We start from the raw sequence: 18,855 nt of genomic DNA, 5'->3' as shown, positions 1-18,855 counted from the left end.
CCGCGACCAGGGCCTCGGTCGGTGGTCGTGTCCGGTCCCGGTCGGCCGTCCGAGTGCGGGCGCGGCGCGGCGGCATACAGTGAGCGGCGTGAGTGGGAGCCAGAGCGTGAGCGGGAGTCAGACGCAGCAGCGGGTCGTGATCGTGGGGGCCGGGATGGCGGGCGTGCAGACCGCTGTGCACCTGCGGGAGCAGGGCTGGCCGGGGCCCGTGCGGCTGATCGGAGCCGAGCCGCACGCCCCCTACGACCGGCCGCCGCTGTCGAAGGCCGTGCTCCTCGGCACGGGGGAGGAGTCCGAGGAGCCGCTTTTCGACATCGACTTCGCCGGGCTGGACATCGAGCTGGAGCTGGGCCGCACCGTCACGGGGCTGCGTGCGCACGAGCGGCTGCTGGTCACCGACGCGGGGCCCGTGCACTACGACCGTCTGGTCGTGGCGACCGGTGCGGAGCCGGTCGCGCTGCCCGGCAGTGAGGGCGTGCCGGGGGTGCATCTGCTGCGCACCCTGGACGACGCCAGGCGGCTGCGTCCCGTGCTGGCCGAGCGTGGCCGCGTCGTCGTGGTGGGGGCGGGCTGGATCGGTGCGGAGTTCGCGACGGCGGCGCGTGAGCGCGACTGCGAGGTGACGGTGGTCGAGGCCGCCGCCACGCCGCTGCCCGGCGCCTTGCCGGCGGGCGTCTCGGAGCCGATGCGGGCCTGGTACGCGCAGGCCGGGGTGGAGCTGCGCACGGGTGTGGCCGTCTCGGGTGTCGAGCGGGGTGCGGTGCTGCTGTCCGACGGGGGCAGGCTGGCGGCCGACGCGGTGCTCGTCGGCATCGGTGCCCGCCCGGCCACGGGCTGGCTGCGCGACTCCGGCATCGAACTCGGCCCGGATGGTGCGGTGCGCGCCGACTCCCGGCTGCGCGCCTCCGTGCCCGGTGTCTACGCGGTGGGGGACTGCGCCTCCTTCCCGTCGGCCCGCTACGGCGAGCGGCTGCTGGTCCACCACTGGGACAACGCGCTCCAGGGCCCCCGCACGGTGGCCGCGAACCTGCTGGTCGAGGGGCACGCCGACGGCGCGGCCGACAGCGTCGACCACGACCCGGTGCCGTATTTCTGGTCCGAGCAGTTCGGGCGCTTCGTGCAGTACGCGGGGCACCACGGCGGGGGTGACGAGCTGGTGTGGCGCGGCGATCCCGAGGGCGCCGCGTGGAGCGTGTGCTGGCTGCGCGGTGAGCGGCTGGCCGCGCTGCTGGCGGTCGGCCGTCCGCGCGATCTCGCGCAGGGCCGCAAGCTGATCCAGCAGGGCGCGGCGGTGGACCCGGCGCTGGTGGCCGACGCGGCCGTCGCCCTGAAGAAGGCGGCGCGGTAGTGGCGCTCAGCCCTGGATGGCAGTGTGGGAACCGTGACCGAGATTGACGCAAAGACCGATGCTCTCGTCCCCGCCTGGCTCACCCTGCCCGAGGTCGCCGAGAAGCTCGACGTCGAAGTGACCCGCGTGCGGCAGCTCGTGAAGGAGGGGCAGCTGCTCGCCGTCCGGCGCGAGGCCGAGTCGGGGAACAGGGTGTTGCAGGTTCCCGCCGCGTTCGTCGGCGAGGCCCGGATCGTGAAGGGCCTGGCCGGCACGATCACGCTGCTGCGGGACGACGGGTTCAGCGATGAGGAGATGCTGGAGTGGCTGTTCACGGAGGACGAGTCGCTGCCGGGGGCGCCGGTGACGGCGCTGCGGGAGAACAGGGGCACGGAGGTCAAGCGCCGCGCCCAGGCCCTGGCCGTCTGAGCGGCTGATCCGCGGCGGCACCCGCGGCCGCCGCACGCACCACCGCACATCCACGGGCGCACGGGCCCTTTCTGGCCCGTGCGCCCCCTCCTGGGGGGAAGTACACCGCCATGTCCCGCACCTCGCCCGCCGCCGTGCGGCGGCCCACCGCCCGCGAGCGGCTCGCCGGCGCCCGGCTGTACCTGTGCACCGACGCGCGCGAGGAGCAGGGCGATCTGCCCGCGTTCCTCGACGCGGTGCTGGCGGGCGGTGTGGACATCGTCCAGCTGCGGGACAAGGGCATGGAGGCGGCCGAGGAGCTGGAGCACCTCGCGGTCTTCGCCGACGCCTGCCGCCGGCACGGCGCGCTGCTCGCGGTCAACGACCGGGCCGATGTGGCGCACGCCGCCGGCTCCGATGTGCTCCACCTCGGCCAGGGCGACCTGCCGGTGCCGGCTGCCCGGGCGCTGCTCGGTGACGAGGTGCTGATCGGCCGCTCCACCCATGCGGCGGACGAGGCCGATGCGGCGCTGCGGGAGCCCGGTGTCGACTATTTCTGCACGGGTCCCTGCTGGCCGACGCCCACCAAGCCGGGCCGCAGGGCACCGGGGCTGGATCTCGTCCGTCACACCGCGGCCAGGGCGGCGGCGGAGCCGGTGGGGCGGCCGTGGTTCGCGATCGGTGGTATCGACGCGGGGAATCTCGATCAGGTGCTGGAGGCGGGGGCTCGCAGGGCGGTCGTCGTCCGTGCGCTGACGGGGGCGGACGATCCGGGGGCGGCCGCCGCCTCGCTCGCGGGGCGGTTGCGGGAGGCGGCCGAAGGCGACAAAACGGGCACGATCCAGTAGCACGGAGTGGCCGGGCTGTCCACCAGGTGGACATCGGCCATCCGGGAACCGGACAGAACCGCCTTTAACGTCTCCGCGCCGAGCCGCTGCGCAGGCCAGGCCGTTAGCCTGCATGCATGGCCATCGGTATCTCAGCTCCCAGGACAGACCGTCCGCCGACCGTGCGTGACAAGCTCGCGAGCGGCGAGCAGTCCTTCTCCTTCGAGTTCTTCGCGCCGAAGACCGAGAAGGGCGAGCGGACCCTGTGGAACGCGCTGCGCCGCATCGAGGCGGTCTCCCCGACCTTCGTCTCCGTCACCTACGGCGCCGGCGGCTCCTCCCGCGAGGGCACCGTCCGCAACACCGAGCGCATCGCCAACGAGACGACCCTCACCCCGGTCGCGCACCTCACCGCCGTGAACCACTCGCGGACCGAACTGCGCAACGTCATCGGGCAGTACGCCGACGCCGGTATCCGCGACGTGCTGGCGCTGCGCGGTGACCCGCCCGGCGATCCGCTGGGGGAGTGGGTCAAGCACCCGGAGGGCATCGGCTACGCCGCCGAACTCGTCGAGCTGATCAAGGAGTCCGGCGACTTCTGCGTCGGTGTCGCCGCCTTCCCCGAGATGCACCCCCGCTCCACCGACTGGGATTCGGACATCAGGCACTTCGTGAACAAGTGCAAGGCCGGTGCCGACTACGCCATCACCCAGATGTTCTTCCGGGCCGAGGACTACCTGCGGCTGCGCGACCGCGCCGCCGCCGCGGGCTGCCCGACGCCCATCATCCCGGAGATCATGCCCGTCACGAACGTGAAGCAGATCGAGCGGTTCGCGCAGCTGAGCAACGCCACCCTCCCCGACGGGATGGTGGAACGACTCCGGGCGGTGGAGGACGATCCGGCGGCGGTACGCTCTGTCGGTATCGAGTACGCCACAGACTTGTGTGCGAGGCTGATGGCCGAGGGCGTCCCGGGACTGCATTTCATTACGCTCAACCACTCCACGGCGACGCTGGAAATCCACCAGAATCTGGGTCTTCGGCAGAAGGCCCAGCTGCCTTAAGACCGCGAGGCAGCCGGGGAGCGGAAGAGGGGCGTAGATGGGCTGGACGGTCCTCTATATCGCGTTCGGCGTCGTGGCGCTGTGGCTGCTGGGCGAGGTGCTGCTCCAGTACAAGGCGCGGCTGCGCTGGCGGCTGCTGGCCTTCGGCGGCTTCCTCGCCGTCGTCGTCGGCACCACGGCGCTGCCGTCCGTCATCGTGATCGGCCTGGGCATCGCGGCCTTCGCTCTCGGACAGACCTTCGTGACGCTCTCCGTCCGCAGCGGCTTCACCGAGGGCTGGACCTACCGCGGCCCCGGTGCGAGCCGGCGCCGCCGCGCCGGGGGCACCCCCGGCGCGGCGGACCCCTCCCTGGAAGTCACCGATCTGCGCACCCACGGCCCCGGCGCCGAATCGGCCCCCTTCGCCGACGCCCCCGAGACCACGCCGGTCCAGGTCCCGCTCCCCGAGCCGGTCGACGACTACGGGCAGGCCGGCTACGGGCAGACGGGCTACGGGCCCTCCGGCTACGACCAGCCGGGCGGCGCCGAGTCCGCCGAGTCCGCCGGGTACGCAGACCCGGGCTACGCCGGGACGCCCGGCCACGACCCGATGCCCGGCTACGACCAGCAGCCGGCCTGGGAAGGACACCAGGGCTACGTCCCCTCCCCGGGGTACGGCGGTTACGAGGAGGAGCCCTCCGTCTTCGGCGGCGCGCCCGGCGAGACGCAGGCCTACGCCTACGACGCGGGACCCGGCGGGCCCTACCCGGCGCGGGGATACCCGGACTACCCGGACTACGCGCAGCCCGCGGGCCACACGGACCCCTTCCACCAGGGCACGGGAGCGGACGACTCCGCCTACCAGAGCGCTTTCGGCTACCCGGAGCACACCCCGTACCCCGACTACCAGGCGTACCAGGAGTCCCCGGACCCGTACGGGGGCTACGGCACCTTCGGCGCCGAGGAGCAGGGCCAGTACGCCGGTTACGGATACCCGGCCACGCCGCAGCAGCCGTACTACCCCGGCGTGCCCGAGACCCCGCCGGGCGGCGTCTGGGTGCCGCAACAGCGCGACGGCACCCCGCCACCGCCGCAGGACCAGTCTCAGGACCCCTACGGTTACGGGGCCGAGCCCGTCGAAGGGGCCCCCTACGGCGACGGATCCGCCGACGGCTGGGCGCAGCAACCGCAGGCCCACCCCTACCCGCAGGGCTACTACGGCGACGGCAGGCACTGAGGCCGCACGCCCGGCGCGACCGGACGGGCACGGGCGTCCTCCGCCCTCCCGTCCGTCAGGGGGCGCAGACAGCCCCCGGCCCGGGCCGCAGGCCGACCGGCGTGGGGCGCGGGACGGCGGCTCAGACCGAGCCGCGCCACTCCGGGTCCTGGACCAGCCCCGCCGCCATGGCACCCGACATCCCCGCCGCCGGAAGCCCGCCGCCCGGATGGGACCAGCCGCCGACCGCGTACAGACCGGACAGCGGCGACGCCTGGTTCGCCGGGCGCAGGAAGGCGCCGCCGGCACCCGGCAGCGAGGGCGGCGGGACCCGGCCGCCGGGGGCGCCCGTCTCGGCCTCGTTGTGCGCGGGGGTGCGCACCTCGTGCCACAGCAGCCGCTCGCCCAGTCCGAGACCTGCCTCGTCCGCCGCGGCCAGCAGCCGCCCGGCCAGCTCTTCGGCCTCGCCGCTCCCCGTTACCGCACCCGGTGGCACCGGCAGGCTGAGGACCGCCGTCTCGTGCGCGTCGTCGGGCCGCAGCGCCGGATCGTCGGGGCGCAGCACCGTCAGCGGCCCGCCGGGTCCGGGGGCGCCGTGCAGCAGCGTGCGGTGCGCGGTGCCCTGGGGCCGGGCGCCCCGCAGTGCCAGCAGCACGGTCAGCCGCGCCGCCCCGGCGCCCGTGTCGGCGGGTCCGCCCGGCGCAGCGGGGCCGCCGCCCGCGAGCACCGCGTCCGCGTCGAGGGCGCTGCCGTCGGCCAGCTCGAGACCGGCCGCCCGCCCGTCCTTCTCCCGTACGGCCGCCACCGAGCAGCCGAAGCGGAAGGCCACCCGCCGCCGGCGGCACCGCTCGTGCAGCGCGTCGGCGAGCGCCCGCATGCCGCCGCCCCGCACGTACCAGGTGCCGAACGAGTCCTCGACGTAGGCCAGCATCGCCGCGCTGGCCGGAGTACGCGCCGGGTCCAGACCGTGCGCCGCCACGCCACCGCACAGCATCGCCGCCAGCCGCGGATCGCGCAGTTCGCCGTCCGCAACCTCGGCCAGCGTCGGCCGCGGGACGCCCCGCCCGCCCAGCACCCGGGGGAGGCGCGGCAGCACCCTCCTGCGGAGCGCGGGGTAGGCGCCGTCTTGTGCCAGTGCCCCCCGCGAGGACGGCTCCTCGCGCAGCGGCTCCTCCAGCAGCGGGCGCCGGCACGCCTCCCACGCCTCGCGGGCCCGGGTCAGCAGCTGTGCCCAGCGCTCGCCCGCGCCGGCGCCGAGCCCGTCGTCCAGCGCGGCGACAACCCTGCCCCGTGACGCGTTCGGCAGCGTGACGTCCGTACCGTCCTCGAAGACGTGCCGCGCCGTGACCGGCACCTGGACCAGGTCCACCAGGTCCTCGAGCCGCTCACGGCCTGTCTTGACGAACAGGTCGCGGTAGACGGCAGGCAGGTGCAGCAGCCCAGGGCCCGTGTCGAAGGCGAACCCGTCACGGGCGTACCGCCGCACGGCGCCGCCGTAGGTGCCGCTCCGCTCGTACACCGTCACCTCGTGGCCCGCGACGGCGAGCCGCGCGGCCGCCGCCATTCCGCCAAGACCCGCACTGACCACCGCGATCCGTCCCATGACCAGCGACTCTAGCCTTTCCGGGGGCAGGCGCTGAGGGGGCGGCTAGGTAGCCGTACTCAGGTGGGCTCTTGAGTAGGAACGCCGATGGAGGCGGGGTGGCGCGGGCGGCAGAGTGAGGGCCACGGGAGGGCGGGGTACCGGACCGCTGACACGGGGCCGCGGAACGAGACCGTTCGCCCTCCCGGGAGCGGGCAGCCGAGAGGCGCCCGGAGCGGTTGCCGACCCGGCGCGTGTCTCAGCGGGGGTGGCCGGCGACGCGGCCCTGGAGCAGCAGGGACAGGGCCGCGTGGACGTCTTCGAGCGAGCGCTCGGGCTGGAAGGCCTTCCAGTCGAGCGCGGCGACCAGCACCATGCCCACGAGCGCGGCCGCCGTGAGCTGGACGTCGATCTCCTCGCTGAGCTCGCCCTCGGCGACCCCGGCCCGCAGCACGCTCTCCACCACGGCGACGGCCTCCTGGCGCACCATCAGCAGGGTGTCGTTCCAGGCGCGCCCCGTGCGCCACAGTTCGGCCACGTACAGCTGGGTGAAGGCCGGGTAGTGGTCGATGAACACCAGGCCCGCGCGGACCATGGCGTCGAGCGCGTCCACCCGGCCGCCGCCCCGCTCCGCGGTCCGCTCGGCGGCCTGCCGCAGGTCGGTGGTGAGCAGTTCCACCCCGTGCCGCAGCAGCTCCTCGAACAGCTCGGTCTTGCTGGCGAAGTTGTAGTAGACCGTGCCCTTGGCGACCCCGGCCCGTTCGGCGATCTCCTCCACCGTGGTGGAGGAGAACCCCTGCTCGGCGATGAGGGTCACCGCCGCCTGGAAGAGCTTGTCCCGGGTGGCGGTGCGGCTGCGTGGACTGGTGGTGCGGGCACTCGTCATGCGGTCATTCTCCTCCGCCGGGCGAGGCGCCCCGCCCGCGCGGCACCCGTTCCCGGGCGGCGCGGGGTCCGTTTCGGGACGTGCGGCATCGGTCCACGGGCCTCACAGCGAGATCTCCGGGCGGAGCCGCTCCAGCGTCCACACCTGCTTGCGGCGCGCGGTGAGCGCCGTCAGCGCGAGGGCACCGACCGCGAACGCGAGCAGCACCAGGCACGCCCGCCACACGGGCCACAGCTGACCGCCGGTGATCAGGTGGCGCAACCCGTCCACCACGTAACTCATGGGCAGGAAGGGGTGCAGCGCGTTGAAGAAGCCGGGGCTGGTCTGGATCGGGTACGTGCCGCCCGCCGAGGTCAGCTGGAGCATCAGCATCGCCAGGACGAGGATTCTGCCCGCGGGCCCGAACCGGGCGTTGAGGAACTGCACGAGCGCGGTGAAGCACGCCGTCACCAGCAGCAGGAAGCCCACCGTGGCCGCGCCGCGCGCCATCTGGAGCCCCAGCGCCCAGTGCAGCACGCTCATCAGCGCGGCCACCTGCGCCACCCCGATCGCGGCCACCGGCAGCCAGCCCGCCAGCGCGATCCGCCAGCCGGGCGCCCCGGCCGCCAGCGCCCGCTTGTTGAGCGGCTGGAGCAGCATGTAGGCGACCATGGCGCCGACCCACAGCGACAGCGGGATGAAGTACGGGGCGAAACCCGTGCCGTAGTTGGGCGCCGCGTGCGCCGTGTCCGAGGCCAGGCCGACCGGGTCGGCCATCACGCCGGTCCGCGCGTCGCGCTCCTTGTGGCCCAGATCGGGTATCTGCCGCACGCCGTCGTGCAGGCCGCCTGCCAGCTTCCCCGAGCCGTCCGCCAGCTTGAACAGCCCCCCGTCGAGGCTTGCGGCACCGTCGGACAGCTTGCCGAGCCCGGTGTCGAGGGTGGCCGCCCCGTCCTTGGCGGTGCCCAGCCCCGTCTGGAGCGTGTGCGCCCCCGTGGAGACCGCGTGGGCGCCCCTGTTGAGCTTGTTGATCTGCCGTACGGCCGCGTCCACGTCCTGCGTGAGGTGCGGGGCGCGGTCGGCCAGCGCGGTGGCCGCCGTACCGAGGTCGTCGAGGTGGCCGCCGAGTTCGTCGAGGTGCTTCTCGTTCTTGACGTACCCGTCGACCTTCGCGGCGATCGTGGCGGACCGCTCGGCCGCGTCGGCGGCCTTCTTCAGCTGCGGGCAGGACTCCGCGGCGAGGTCCTTCGGCGTGCCGCTCCCGGCCCCTCCGGAGGGCCCCGGCGACGCGCCGTCCGACGGCCCGGCGGACGGGGCGGTGGGCCCTGCGGACGGGTCGGCTGACGGCCCTGTCGACGGGCGCGTCGGTGCGCCGGTGCCGCCGGTGTCCTTGCCGCACCGGTTCTCGTACAGCGTCGAGAGGGCGTCGGCGGCCTCGCGCGAGTCCGTCTTGGCGCGCCGGGCCGCGTCGGGCAGCTCGCCGAGGTTCTTCTTGAGCGTCTCGCTCGTCCGGGCGACCCCGCGGGCGGCCTTGCCGATGTCGCCGCTGTGCTCGTCCAGGTAGGGGCGTACGGCGCCGGCCGCGCCGTTCACCTTGTCGGCCAGCTTCTGGGTGCCCTCGGCGACCTGCCCCGCGCCCGAGGCGAGCGTGCCGGCGCCCTCGTGCAGCGTCGCGGTGCCGTCCTTGAGGCTGTCGCTGCCCCCTTCGGCCTCGCCGAGCCCGCCCTTGAGCTTGCCCGCGCCCTCCTTGGCCCTGCCGATGCCGTCGCCGAGGTCGTCGGCGCCCTTGGCGGCGTCCGCCGTCTTGCCGTGCAGCGTGGAGAACGAGAGGTAGATGTTGTCGTAGAAGCCGCGCGAGACCTTGCTGGAGGCACTGGCCCGCACCTCGGAGAAGACGGTGCGGGAGAGCTGCCCGACGATGTAGTTGTTGGCGTCGTTCGTGCGCACCTTCAAAGCGCCCGTCACGGGGGAGTCCCCGGAACTGGAGGAGACCCGCTTGCTGAAGTCCTTCGGCACGGTCAGCGACAGGTAGTACCGCCCGTCCTCGACGCCCTTGCGCGCGTCCTTCGCGCTGGTCTGACGCCAGTCGAACGAGTCGCTGTCGTGCAGCCCGTGGACGATGTCGTCGCCCGCGGTGATCTTCTTGCCCTCGGCGGTGGCGCCCTGGTCCTCGTTCACCAGCGCCACCGGGATCTTGTCCAGACGGTCGTACGGGTCCCAGAACGACCACAGGTACAGCGCGCCGTACAGCAGCGGCAGCAGCAGCATCGCGGCCATCGCCGCGCGCGGCAGCCGACCCCTGCCGAACCGCTTCAGCTCAAGCGCGGCCAGCCTCGGCGATCGCATCGGCCGCCCCCTCCTTGTCCGTCTCCCGCGCGGCAGCCCGGTCGCCGTCGGCCCGGTCGCCGTCTGCCTTGCCCCCGGCTGTCTTGCCTCCGGACGGCCGGTCGCCGTCCGCCCGGTCGCCGTCCGCCCGGTCGCCGTCCGCCCGGTCGCCGACTTCCCCGTCGCCGGTACGGGTGCGGACCACCACGGCGCCCTCGCCGGGTGGCTCGCTGCACACCGCGAGCACGGTGACGCCCGTGTCCGCCACCGCGCGCAGCAGCGCCCAGGCGGCCCCGCGTTCGGCCTCGGAGAGCTTGAGATCGAGGTCGTCGACGGCCAGCAGCCCGGGCTCGCCCAGCAGGGCGAGCGCCACCGACAGCCTCAGCTCCTCCAGGCGCTCCAGATCCCGTACGGCCGTACGGCCGCCCTTGGGCAACGCGTCCAGGTCCAGGCCCGCGGTGGCCAGGGCCGCTTCGAGCTGCTTCCGGCTCGCGGCGGCCCGCTCCCGGCGGGTGCGCAGCAGCGAGCGCAGCGGACCGCCGAAGCGCCGCCGCAGCAGCACGCGTTCGCGCAACTGCTCGGTGACGGTCAGCGCGGGATCCAGGTCGTTGACGCCCGGAACCTGGCCCAGGGCGGTCAGGCGCCGGACGGCCGCCATCCGCCGCGGCAGCGGGTGCCCCGCGACCTTCGCGTGCCCGTGCCCGGCCTTCATCCGGCCTGTCAGCGCGAGCAGCAGGCACGTGCGGCCCGACCCCGAAGGGCCCGTGACGGCGATCAGCGATCCCGCCTCCGCCGCGAAGCCGACCCCCGCGAAGACGGGGCCGCGCGGCCCGTCGAGCCCGAAGTCCGCCGCCGAGACGGCGGCTCCCCGCAGCTGTGTCACGGCACCTCCCGCTGCCCGTCGCGTGTCCGCGGCGCGGCACGCGACCTCTCCTGGAAACTTTGAACTGACCGGTCAGTTCAAAGTATGCCGCAGTCGGTGCCCGGCGGGCCAATCGGACCGCCCCGCTCCCGGGTTGCGGCCTGTTTGCGCAGGTCAGCGTGGACTGTCAGTGCCATGCGCCACGATGTGCACATACGACCGGTTCGTCGAACCGGCTTCGACCGACGGGAGGTTGATTCACGTGACGCGACCTTCTCGGGGAGCGCGCCCCGCGCCCCCGCAGCCGACCACGCCCTCCACCCGCCACCACGGCACAGCCGGCGGGGCCGGTGCCGCCGAGGACATCCACCCGGTGCTCCGCCGCGCCACCGCTCCGCCCGCCGCACTGGACCTGCTCGCCCAGGCGCAGCACGGGCTCGACGAGGCCGCCGAGAGCGAGACGGCCAACGAGTGCTACGCCGCCGCCCACCTCGCCGCACTGCGCACGGCGGCCGCCGTGCTCGCCGTCCGCGGCCGTCCCGAGCCGGAGCCCGCCCGCCACCGCTCCGCCCGCCGCCCGCGGCGACCCGCGATCCGCAGCGCCTGGGAGGTCCTGCCGGAAGTCGCCCCCGAACTCGCCGAGTGGAGTGCCCTGTTCGCCTCGGGCGCCCCGCGCCGGGCCCGCGCCGAGGCGGGGATAGCCGGGGCCGCCAGCAGGCAGGAGGCCGACGAGCTCGTCCACCACGCCGGGATGTTCCTGCGCCTGGTCGAGCGCATGCTCGTCTCCCAGCCCGCGCTGCCCAGGCCCCGCACCGCCCCCGCCGACGAGTCGCACGCCGGCGAGGGGCACCCGCGCGACCGGCGCGCGGGATGAGGCACGCCCCCGCGCACCCGTGCACCCCCGCGGCCCTCGGACCTGCCGGTCCGAGGGCCCCGCCGGACGGGGCGCCGACGTCCGAGGCAATAGGGTGGGGGCTGCCCGTCACAGAGCCGAGGAGCAGCCGCATGTCCCGCCCGAGCGCAACCCTCCGTACAGCAGTGGTCTGGGACGTGCTGCGAGGCGCTCTCGACCAGCGCGCCAAACTCTCGGGCCGCACGGAGCTGGATGTGCTCGACACCGGCGGGGGCACCGGGAACTTCGCGGTGCCCGTCGCCCGCCTCGGACACCGGGTCACCGTGGTCGATCCGAGCCCCAACGCGCTTTTCGCGCTGGAGCGCCGCGCCGCCGAAGCGGGTGCCGCCGCGCGCGTACGGGGCGTGCAGGGCGATGTGCGCGGCCTCTTCGACGTCGCCGAGCGCGGCGGCTACGACGTGGTGCTCTGCCACGGCGTCCTGGAGTACGTGGACGACCCCGCCGAGGGGCTGCGCAACACCGTCGCGGCGCTGCGGCCCGAGGGCGGCACCCTGAGCGTGCTGGCGTCCGGGCTCGGTGGAGCCGTGCTGGCCCGCGCGCTGGCCGGGCACTTCACCGAGGCGCGGCACGCCCTCACCTCCCCGGGCGGCCGGTGGGGCGACAGCGACCCCATGCCCCGCCGCTTCACCCCCGAACAGCTCACCGCGCTGGTCACCGGCACCGGTCTGGAGGTCATCTCCGTCCACGGCGTACGCGTCTTCGCCGATCTGGTGCCCGGAGCCCTCGTGGACACCGAGCCGGACGCGCTGGAGGCCCTCGCCAGGCTGGAGGCGACCGCGGCGGAGCTGCCCGACTTCCAGTCGGTGGCCAGCCAGCTGCACGTACTGGCGGAGGTGCCGCCGGGGGCGACGCCGGGTGCGCCCGGCTGAGCGCTCCGCTCGGCGCCTGTCCGCCGTCGCGCCGGGCCCTTGTGGCCGTCGCTTCGGCATCCGAGCCGCCGGTCCTCCCGGACCGGGCGCGTCGCCCGGTCTCACGCTCCGGCCGCGCCGTTCCGCCTCGTTCTCGGCCGCCCGATCAGCGGCTACCCGCCGTATGATCGGGGTACACCGTCCGGCATGGCGGAAAGGTGGCGCGGGAATGTACGGAACACACCCCGGGCACCCCCCGTCCGGCATGTCGGGTGTGGTGGGAGGAACTGGCGTAGAGGGGCGGGTTTCACGGGGGCGATTCCCTGCCTATCCTTGAAGAGTCGCACCCGGTCGCCCCCGCGACCGACGAGTAGGAGGACTCCGTGCCGCTCTCTGAGCACGAGCAGCGGATGCTCGAGCAGATGGAGCGAGCGCTGTACGCCGAAGATCCCAAGTTCGCGACAGCGCTCGAGGGAAGTGAGCTGCGCCGGTACACCCGCAAGAGGGTCTACCAAGCGGTGGCGGGCTTTCTGGTGGGTATCGCGCTCCTCATGGCCGGAATGGTCGCTCAGCAGATCTGGATCAGCGTCGTCGGCTTCCTCGTGATGCTGGGCTGCGCCGTCCTCGCTGTGACCAGCTGGCGGAAAGCCCCCAAGCAGGGCGAGGGCCAGAGCCAGGGCCAGGATCAGGGGCAGACCTCACAGGGCTCCCCGCGTCGAGCGCAGCCACGGGCTCGCAGGTCGATGATGACCCGGATCGAGGAGCGCTGGCAGCGTCGCCGCGACGAAGGGCAGCACTGACCACGCGTTCCGTCCCCTCCTCGTCACCACCGCATACCTCTGCCACCGGCCGCAAGCCTCCGCCTGCCTCCGGACGGAAGCCGGGCGGTGGCCCCCGGCACAGTCCCGTGGCGTGACCCTCGCCCCCTCGGACGGCGGGGCCCCGCCCATGCGCCTCCTCCGTACCCGGCAGCCCCGGGCCGCCCGGCTCTCCAGCCGCCGCGTGCCCGGATGAGGCCAGGGCCGTGCCGCTGAGGTGACCGGCCCCGAAGCCGGGTTCCCGGCATCGCCTGCCCCTGCCCCTGCCGCGTGGCCGCCTTGCCGTCCGGGCCCTGATGCGCGGACACGAACGGCCGCTGATGCGCGGACACGAACGGCCGCGACGTACCGACCGGCTGGTACGGCGGGCGTGGCACCCCCCGACCCCATCGCCCCGCGGGCCCGGCGGGGCCGCGGGCCCGGTCGCACCGTGGGCCCGGGGCAAGGTGCGAGCCGCGAGGCGGCTACCCGCTCACTTGGCCGGCCGGAGGCGGAGCGCCCGGGTCCAGCGGGTGCCCAGGGCGCGGACGCGCTGCACCGCCGCCGCCCGCAGCCGCGCCGTGGACGCGGGGAGCAGCAGGGCGCGGACCCGCAGGACACGGGGGGCGGCGGCCCGCAGGCCCTCGCGTACCCGGCGTACGTCGTCGGGCAGGCCCGGGGTCGCCCGGGGCACCGGCGCGTAGAGGACCTGTTCCACGGCGAGCGCCACCCGGTGCGCCGCGTCCGCCCCGGCGGGGGGCAGCTGACCGATCCGGGCCAGTCGCGCGGCGGCGTTCCGCGGGGTCGCGGAGTCCTGCGGGACGATGCCCAGGTCCCACCCGGTGTCGATCAGTTCCTGCCAGGCGTCGAGGACGCGGGCCGTCACGGTCGCGGGGTCGTCGCCGGTCCTGGGCCGCAGCCTGCGGGCGCGTCTGCGCAGCCGCAGCAGCATCGGCAGCGACAGCAGCGCCACCACCGCGAGCGCCGCGGCGAAGATCCCCGCGAGGGCGCCCACGGGGATGCCGCCGTCGCGGTTGCCCGCGTCGGGCGGCGGCGCCGCCAGACCGCACTCGGGGTCGGCCCGCTTCTCCTGCGGGGTGCACGCATCCGGCTGCGAGGGGTTGGTGGAGGGCTGGTCGTTCTGGCCGCGGTCGGGCAGCCGCTCGCCCGGGTTCTCGTCGACGTCGGGCGCGTCGGGCTGCGCGTAGGAGGGGGTGGTGCCGCGGGTCGGTGTCGGCTCGAACCGGGTCCAGCCGACCCCCTCGAAGTACAGCTCGGGCCAGGCGTGGGCGTCCTGGAGGCCGACCTCCATCTTGCCGTCGCCGCGCGCCGTGCCGGGCGTGAAGCCGACGGCGACCCGTGCGGGGATGCCGAGGGCGCGCGCCATGGACGCCATCGCGAAGGAGAAGTGGATGCAGAAGCCCTCCTTCTGCTCCAGGAAGTTGGCGATGGCGGCGGTGCCGCTGCCGGCCCGCACCTCGGTGTCGTAGGTGAATCCGCCGTCCTCGGCGAACCAGTCCTGGAGCCGTACCGCGCGGTCGTAGTCGTCCTCCGCGCCGCGGGTGACCTTGGCGGCGGTCTTGCGCACGACGTCGGGCAGCGAGTCGGGGACGGCGGTGTACTCGCGTTCGAGGTCGGCGGGTGGTTCGGGCGCGTTGCGCAGCTGTTCGGCGGTCGGCCGCACCTGGAGGCTCTCGACCTGGTAGCGCAGATCCCGGGTGGTCTGGCCGTCGTAGCCGACCAGGGTGCGTCCCTCGGGTTCGAAGCGCCACTTGCCCTCGGCCTTCACCCGGTTGGCGGGGAAGGGCATGGGCAGCCAGTCCTGCGCGTACCACTTGGCCGCCTTGATGGTGCTGCGCACCTTCGTGGCCCGTACGCCGGGGGAGAGGCCCTGCGGGGTGGGCATGGGGTCGGGGATCTCGCCGATGCGCCGTTCGGACGGTTTCCACGCGGAGCCGTCGAACTTGTCCAGCGCGACGATGCGCATGTAGAGGTCCTGCGTCTCCTCGCTGTCCGTCGCGTAGACGAGCGCGGTGCGGTTCTCGGGCTGGTTGAGGCTGTCCTGGAGGGCGACCAGCGGATTGACGGCGGAGACGGTGCCGCCGCCCTTCCGGCCGCCGCCGTCGCCGCCGCCCGCGGCGTCCAGCAGTCCGCCGCTCAGCGAGGGCAGCGCGAGCGGCACCACGAGTGACAGCCCCAGTGCCAGTACGCCGATCCTGCGCCCGGTGCGGACGGGCGCCACGGCCCCGCCGGGCCGGTCGGGGGCCGAGCCGGGGCGCGATCTGTCGGAGAACAGGCGGCCCCACTGGGAGAGCCGCTCCCGGCCCTCGGCGAGCAGGAGCAGCAGATAGCCGGAGGCGGCGCACAGGAACCACAGCCAGCGGGCGCCGCCCTGGGAGAGCCCGGCGGCGACCGAGTAGAGGGCCAGCAGGGGCAGCCCGGCGGGGGCGGCGCTGCGGTAGGTGACGGCCAGTACGTCCACCAGCAGGCCGACGGCGAGTACGCCGCCGACGAGCATCAGCCGGATCCCGTCCGTGACCGGTGCGGGGATCGCGTACCGGCTCACGTCGCCGGCGCCCTGGGTCAGCAGGTCGGCGAACTGGACGAAGACCCAGGGGGAGGGCAGGAAACCGGCCGGTGCGTACTCGCGGGCGAAGAGCACGGTGAGCAGCAGCACCGAGACGACGCACTGCAGCAGCACCGTCACGGGGCGGGCCAGCGGTACGCGGCGGGCGGCCGCGCCCACTCCGGTCTGCACGGCGACCAGCAGCGCGGCCTGGAGCAGCCAGGTCGCGGGGTCCACCAGCGGCAGCAGCGCGCAGGCCGCGGCCAGCGTGGCCAGCGCGGCACAGACGGCCAGCCGTCCCCGTCCGCTCATCACGTCCGCCCCCTCTTCACATCCGCCCTCTCATGCCACTCGCGCCCTTCGCGCTCCGGCGCCGCCGCGCACCCTGGCACCGCTTCCCGCTCTCGCGTCCTTCGTCCTCTGGCGCCCGTCGCCCCGGCCCCGTCCGCGCCCTGGCGCACGTCACTCGCGCACGTCACTCGCGCACTCTCGCGCTCCGTGCGTCGGCCTCCTGCCACAGTGCGGGCAACGCCACGCCCGGGCCGCCGGGCAGCGCCGTCCAGCCCGCTTCGCGCAGCACGCGCAGCGGCCCCTCCGCAGACGGGCCGGATGGGCCGGCCGGGCCGGTCGGGGTGGGTGGCGCGTCGGCCAGGAACGCGACCGCCCGTCCGCTGCGCTGCCGCATGCGGGCCAGGGTGGCCGCCTGCTCCTCGTCCAGCGCCCCGAGGAAGGCCACCAGCAGGCCCTCGTGCCCCGCGCCGCCACCGCGCCGCTGCGCGTCGTAGGCGCCGGCCAGCCCCGCTTCCTCGGAGTGGGCGACCACCGCGAGCGTGTCGAGCAGCAGGCCGGCCAGGTCCGAGGGATCGGCGAGGGCGCCGCCGCCCTCCGCGGTGGGCGCGGTGGCGCCCGCTTCGGTCAGCAGCCGCACCGACCAGCCGTGCTCCAGCAGGTGCAGGCAGACCGAGGCGGCGCCTGCCACCGCCCACTCGAAGGGGGAGTCGGGTCCCGCGCCGGTGAACGCGGCCCGGCGGGTGTCCAGCAGCACGGTGCAGCGGGCCTGCTGGGGCTGTTCCTCGCGGCGCACCATCAGCTCGCCGTAGCGCGCCGTCGAACGCCAGTGCACACGTCGCAGGTCGTCGCCGTGCCGGTAGCCGCGCGGAATCACGTCGTCGTCGCCCGCCAGCGCCACGGCGCGCTGCCGCCCCTCGCCGTGGCCGCCGGTCGCCGAAGCGGCCCGTACGGGCGGCAGCGCCTCGACGGGCGGCACCACGGTGAGCGTGTCGAGGGTGCTGAAGGAGCGCGTCAGCTCGCACATGCCGAACGGGTCCGTCAGCCGCAGCTGGAGCGGCCCGAGCGGGTAGCGGCCGCGCATGTCCGAGCGCACCCGGTAGGAGACCTCGCGCCGCCCGCCCGGCTCGACCCGGTCCAGCACGAACCGGGGGCGCGGGCCGAGGACGTAGGGCACCCGGTCCTGGAGCATCAGCAGCCCGGTGGGCAGCCGTGAGACGTTGTCGACGCGCAGGTGCACGCGCGTCTCCGTGCGCGCCGCCACCCGCGAGGGGGTCAGCCTGCGGTACCCGGTGACGCGGTGGCGGGTGCGGTGCAGGACGAGGACGCACACCAGCGGCAGCACCGCCAGCAGCACGCCGACCCGCAGCAGTTCCTCCTGTCCCAGCGCGTAGGCGCAGACGGCGGCCGCCACGCCCGCCGCCAGGAACGACCGGCCGCGCGTGGTCAGCCCGGCGAACGCCTTGCGCAGCGAGCCCCGGCGCTCCTCGGAACGGCCCGCTCCGCCACCGTCCCCGCTCCGCGGGTCTTCGCCGCCCCCGCTCCCGCTCGCCGCCGGGCCCGCGCCCGCGCCCTGGGAAGGCCCGGCCCCCGAGTCGCCGTACGGCCCGGCAGCGCCGTACGGCCCGGCACCGCTGTTCGGCCAAGCACCGTGGTGCGGGCCCGCACCGCCGTACGGCCCGGCTCCGGAGGCGGGGCCGCCGGGCGGCGCCGCGGGGGGCGGTCCGTGGGTCATCAATAGCCTCGGGGCTGCCCGGTCGGCGGACGGCCGCCCGCGCCGGTCGGCGGCCGGCCCGGCTGCTGCGGCTGCCCGAAGGAGCCGGACGGGGCGCCGACCCCCGGGCCCGCACCGTGCCCGGACCCGGAGCCGAGGGCGGGCACCGGCACCCGCTGCAGGATCTCGCCCACCACCTGATCCGCCGTACGCCGGTTCAACTGGGCCTGCGCGGTCGGCAGCAGGCGGTGGGCCAGTACGGGCACGGCCAGCGCCTGCACGTCGTCGGGCAGTGCGAACTCGCGCCCGGCCAGCGCGGCCGCCGCTCTGGAGGCGCGCAGCAGGTGCAGGGTGGCGCGCGGCGAGGCCCCCAGCCGCAGCTCCGGGTGCGCGCGGGTGGCGGACACCAGCTCGACCGCGTAGCGCCGCACCGTGTCCGCGACGTGCACGCGGCGCACCACCTCGATCAGCTTGACGATGTCGTGCGCGTGCGCCACCGGTTGCAGGTCCTCCAGCGGCGAGGCGCTGCCGTGCACGTCGAGCATCTCCAGCTCGGCGGACGGGCTGGGGTAGCCGAGGGAGATCCGCGCCATGAACCGGTCGCGCTGGGCCTCGGGCAGCGGATAGGTGCCCTCCATCTCCACCGGGTTCTGCGTGGCCACGACCATGAACGGGTCGGGCAGCTCGTAGGACTTCCCGTCGATGGTGACCTGCCGCTCCTCCATCGACTCCAGCAGCGCGGACTGCGTCTTGGGCGAGGCGCGGTTGATCTCGTCGCCGATGACGACCTGCGCGAAGACCGCGCCGGGCTTGAACTCGAAGTCCTTGCGCTGCTGGTCGTAGACGCTGACTCCGGTGATGTCGGAGGGCAGCAGGTCGGGGGTGAACTGAATACGGCGCACCGAACAGTCGACCGAGGCGGCCAGCGCCTTGGCGAGCATCGTCTTGCCGACGCCGGGCACGTCCTCGATCAGCAGGTGCCCCTCCGCGAGCAGCACCGTCAACGAGAGCCGCACGGCCTCGGGTTTGCCCTCGATCACCGACTCGACACAGCGGCGCACCTCGCCCGCCGTGGCGCTCAGTTCGCTCAGGTTCGCCCGTTCGTCATAGGTCGTCACCGGCCCTCCTCGGCCCCATCCCCGCTCGTACCACCCGGGCGTACGCCCCTCGCGTCCGCTCGACCTGGCCCTGCATTGTGCGCTGTTGCTCATTCTTCACGGCCACAGGGCCTTCCGTCACTCTTCCGGGGGCATCCCCGGCACCGGACCCGGCCG

The 18,855-nt window shown here is 74.8% G+C and carries 15 protein-coding genes; 8 read left to right on the top strand and 7 right to left on the bottom strand.

The annotated features are described in order from the left end of the window. Positions 1-88: 88 nt before the first annotated feature. The 5 genes from DTL70_RS16780 to DTL70_RS33575 all read left to right on the top strand — a co-directional run bounded on the left by DTL70_RS16780 (position 89) and on the right by DTL70_RS33575 (position 4,842). Positions 89-1,348 carry an NAD(P)/FAD-dependent oxidoreductase gene (locus tag DTL70_RS16780; protein ID WP_281278710.1) on the top strand — a complete coding sequence of 420 codons (1,260 nt, stop codon included), beginning with the start codon at positions 89-91 and terminating at the stop codon, positions 1,346-1,348. A gap of 33 nt (positions 1,349-1,381) precedes the next feature. Next, positions 1,382-1,756 (top strand): Rv2175c family DNA-binding protein, encoded by a 375-nt coding sequence (locus DTL70_RS16775; RefSeq protein WP_114022804.1) that lies wholly within the window; start codon positions 1,382-1,384, stop codon positions 1,754-1,756. Positions 1,757-1,866: 110 nt separating this feature from the next. Next, entirely contained in the window at positions 1,867-2,583 is a 717-nt protein-coding gene (gene thiE, locus DTL70_RS16770; protein ID WP_114022741.1) for a thiamine phosphate synthase, read from the top strand. A 116-nt stretch (positions 2,584-2,699) separates the two neighbouring features. Further along, the gene (gene metF, locus DTL70_RS16765; protein WP_114022740.1) at positions 2,700-3,626 is read left to right on the top strand and encodes a methylenetetrahydrofolate reductase [NAD(P)H]; all 927 of its coding nucleotides are present in this window, start codon (positions 2,700-2,702) and stop codon (positions 3,624-3,626) included. A 37-nt stretch (positions 3,627-3,663) separates the two neighbouring features. Further along, complete coding sequence (locus tag DTL70_RS33575) at positions 3,664-4,842, top strand: hypothetical protein (RefSeq protein ID WP_181860952.1); 1,179 nt, start codon at positions 3,664-3,666, stop codon at positions 4,840-4,842. A 121-nt stretch (positions 4,843-4,963) separates the two neighbouring features. Here DTL70_RS33575 and DTL70_RS16755 read toward each other — a convergent pair whose 3' ends face one another. From DTL70_RS16755 to DTL70_RS16740, 4 genes are all read right to left on the bottom strand, one after another. After that, positions 4,964-6,424: a phytoene desaturase family protein gene (locus tag DTL70_RS16755; RefSeq protein ID WP_114022739.1), complete on the bottom strand. Its 1,461-nt coding sequence runs from the start codon at positions 6,422-6,424 to the stop codon at positions 4,964-4,966. 238 nt (positions 6,425-6,662) lie between these two features. Next, positions 6,663-7,289: a TetR/AcrR family transcriptional regulator gene (locus DTL70_RS16750; RefSeq protein WP_114022738.1), complete on the bottom strand. Its 627-nt coding sequence runs from the start codon at positions 7,287-7,289 to the stop codon at positions 6,663-6,665. Between the two features lie 102 nt (positions 7,290-7,391). Continuing rightward, a complete protein-coding gene (locus tag DTL70_RS16745) occupies positions 7,392-9,614 on the bottom strand; it encodes a YhgE/Pip domain-containing protein (protein WP_114022737.1) in 2,223 nt (740 codons plus the stop codon). Continuing rightward, complete coding sequence (locus tag DTL70_RS16740; RefSeq protein WP_114022736.1) at positions 9,586-10,476, bottom strand: ATP-binding cassette domain-containing protein; 891 nt, start codon at positions 10,474-10,476, stop codon at positions 9,586-9,588. Before DTL70_RS16740 ends, DTL70_RS16745 begins: the two co-directional genes overlap by 29 nt. Before the next feature lie 241 nt (positions 10,477-10,717). On the opposite strand from DTL70_RS16740, the gene DTL70_RS16735 reads away from it, so the two are divergent. From DTL70_RS16735 to DTL70_RS16725, 3 genes are all read left to right on the top strand, one after another. Further along, positions 10,718-11,329: an SAV_6107 family HEPN domain-containing protein gene (locus DTL70_RS16735; protein ID WP_425470372.1), complete on the top strand. Its 612-nt coding sequence runs from the start codon at positions 10,718-10,720 to the stop codon at positions 11,327-11,329. Positions 11,330-11,460: 131 nt separating this feature from the next. Beyond that, positions 11,461-12,237 (top strand): methyltransferase, encoded by a 777-nt coding sequence (locus DTL70_RS16730; protein WP_114022735.1) that lies wholly within the window; start codon positions 11,461-11,463, stop codon positions 12,235-12,237. Positions 12,238-12,599: 362 nt separating this feature from the next. Further along, complete coding sequence (locus DTL70_RS16725) at positions 12,600-13,016, top strand: DUF3040 domain-containing protein (protein WP_114022734.1); 417 nt, start codon at positions 12,600-12,602, stop codon at positions 13,014-13,016. Positions 13,017-13,506: 490 nt separating this feature from the next. On the opposite strand, the gene DTL70_RS16720 is transcribed toward DTL70_RS16725, so the two are convergent. The 3 genes from DTL70_RS16720 to DTL70_RS16710 form a co-directional block, all read right to left on the bottom strand. After that, positions 13,507-15,891: a transglutaminase TgpA family protein gene (locus tag DTL70_RS16720; RefSeq protein WP_114022733.1), complete on the bottom strand. Its 2,385-nt coding sequence runs from the start codon at positions 15,889-15,891 to the stop codon at positions 13,507-13,509. Between the two features lie 163 nt (positions 15,892-16,054). Further along, a complete protein-coding gene (locus DTL70_RS16715; protein WP_245979414.1) occupies positions 16,055-17,602 on the bottom strand; it encodes a DUF58 domain-containing protein in 1,548 nt (515 codons plus the stop codon). Further along, the gene (locus DTL70_RS16710) at positions 17,602-18,699 is read right to left on the bottom strand and encodes an AAA family ATPase (protein WP_114022732.1); all 1,098 of its coding nucleotides are present in this window, start codon (positions 18,697-18,699) and stop codon (positions 17,602-17,604) included. The genes DTL70_RS16715 and DTL70_RS16710 overlap by 1 nt, the downstream gene beginning before the upstream one ends. Positions 18,700-18,855 lie beyond the last annotated feature (156 nt).

Source organism: Streptomyces diacarni, assembly GCF_003323715.1.
Taxonomy (GTDB): domain Bacteria; phylum Actinomycetota; class Actinomycetes; order Streptomycetales; family Streptomycetaceae; genus Streptomyces; species Streptomyces diacarni.
The sequence above is the reverse complement of the archived record's forward strand: the minus strand, read 5'-3'. Positions and strand labels throughout refer to the sequence as shown.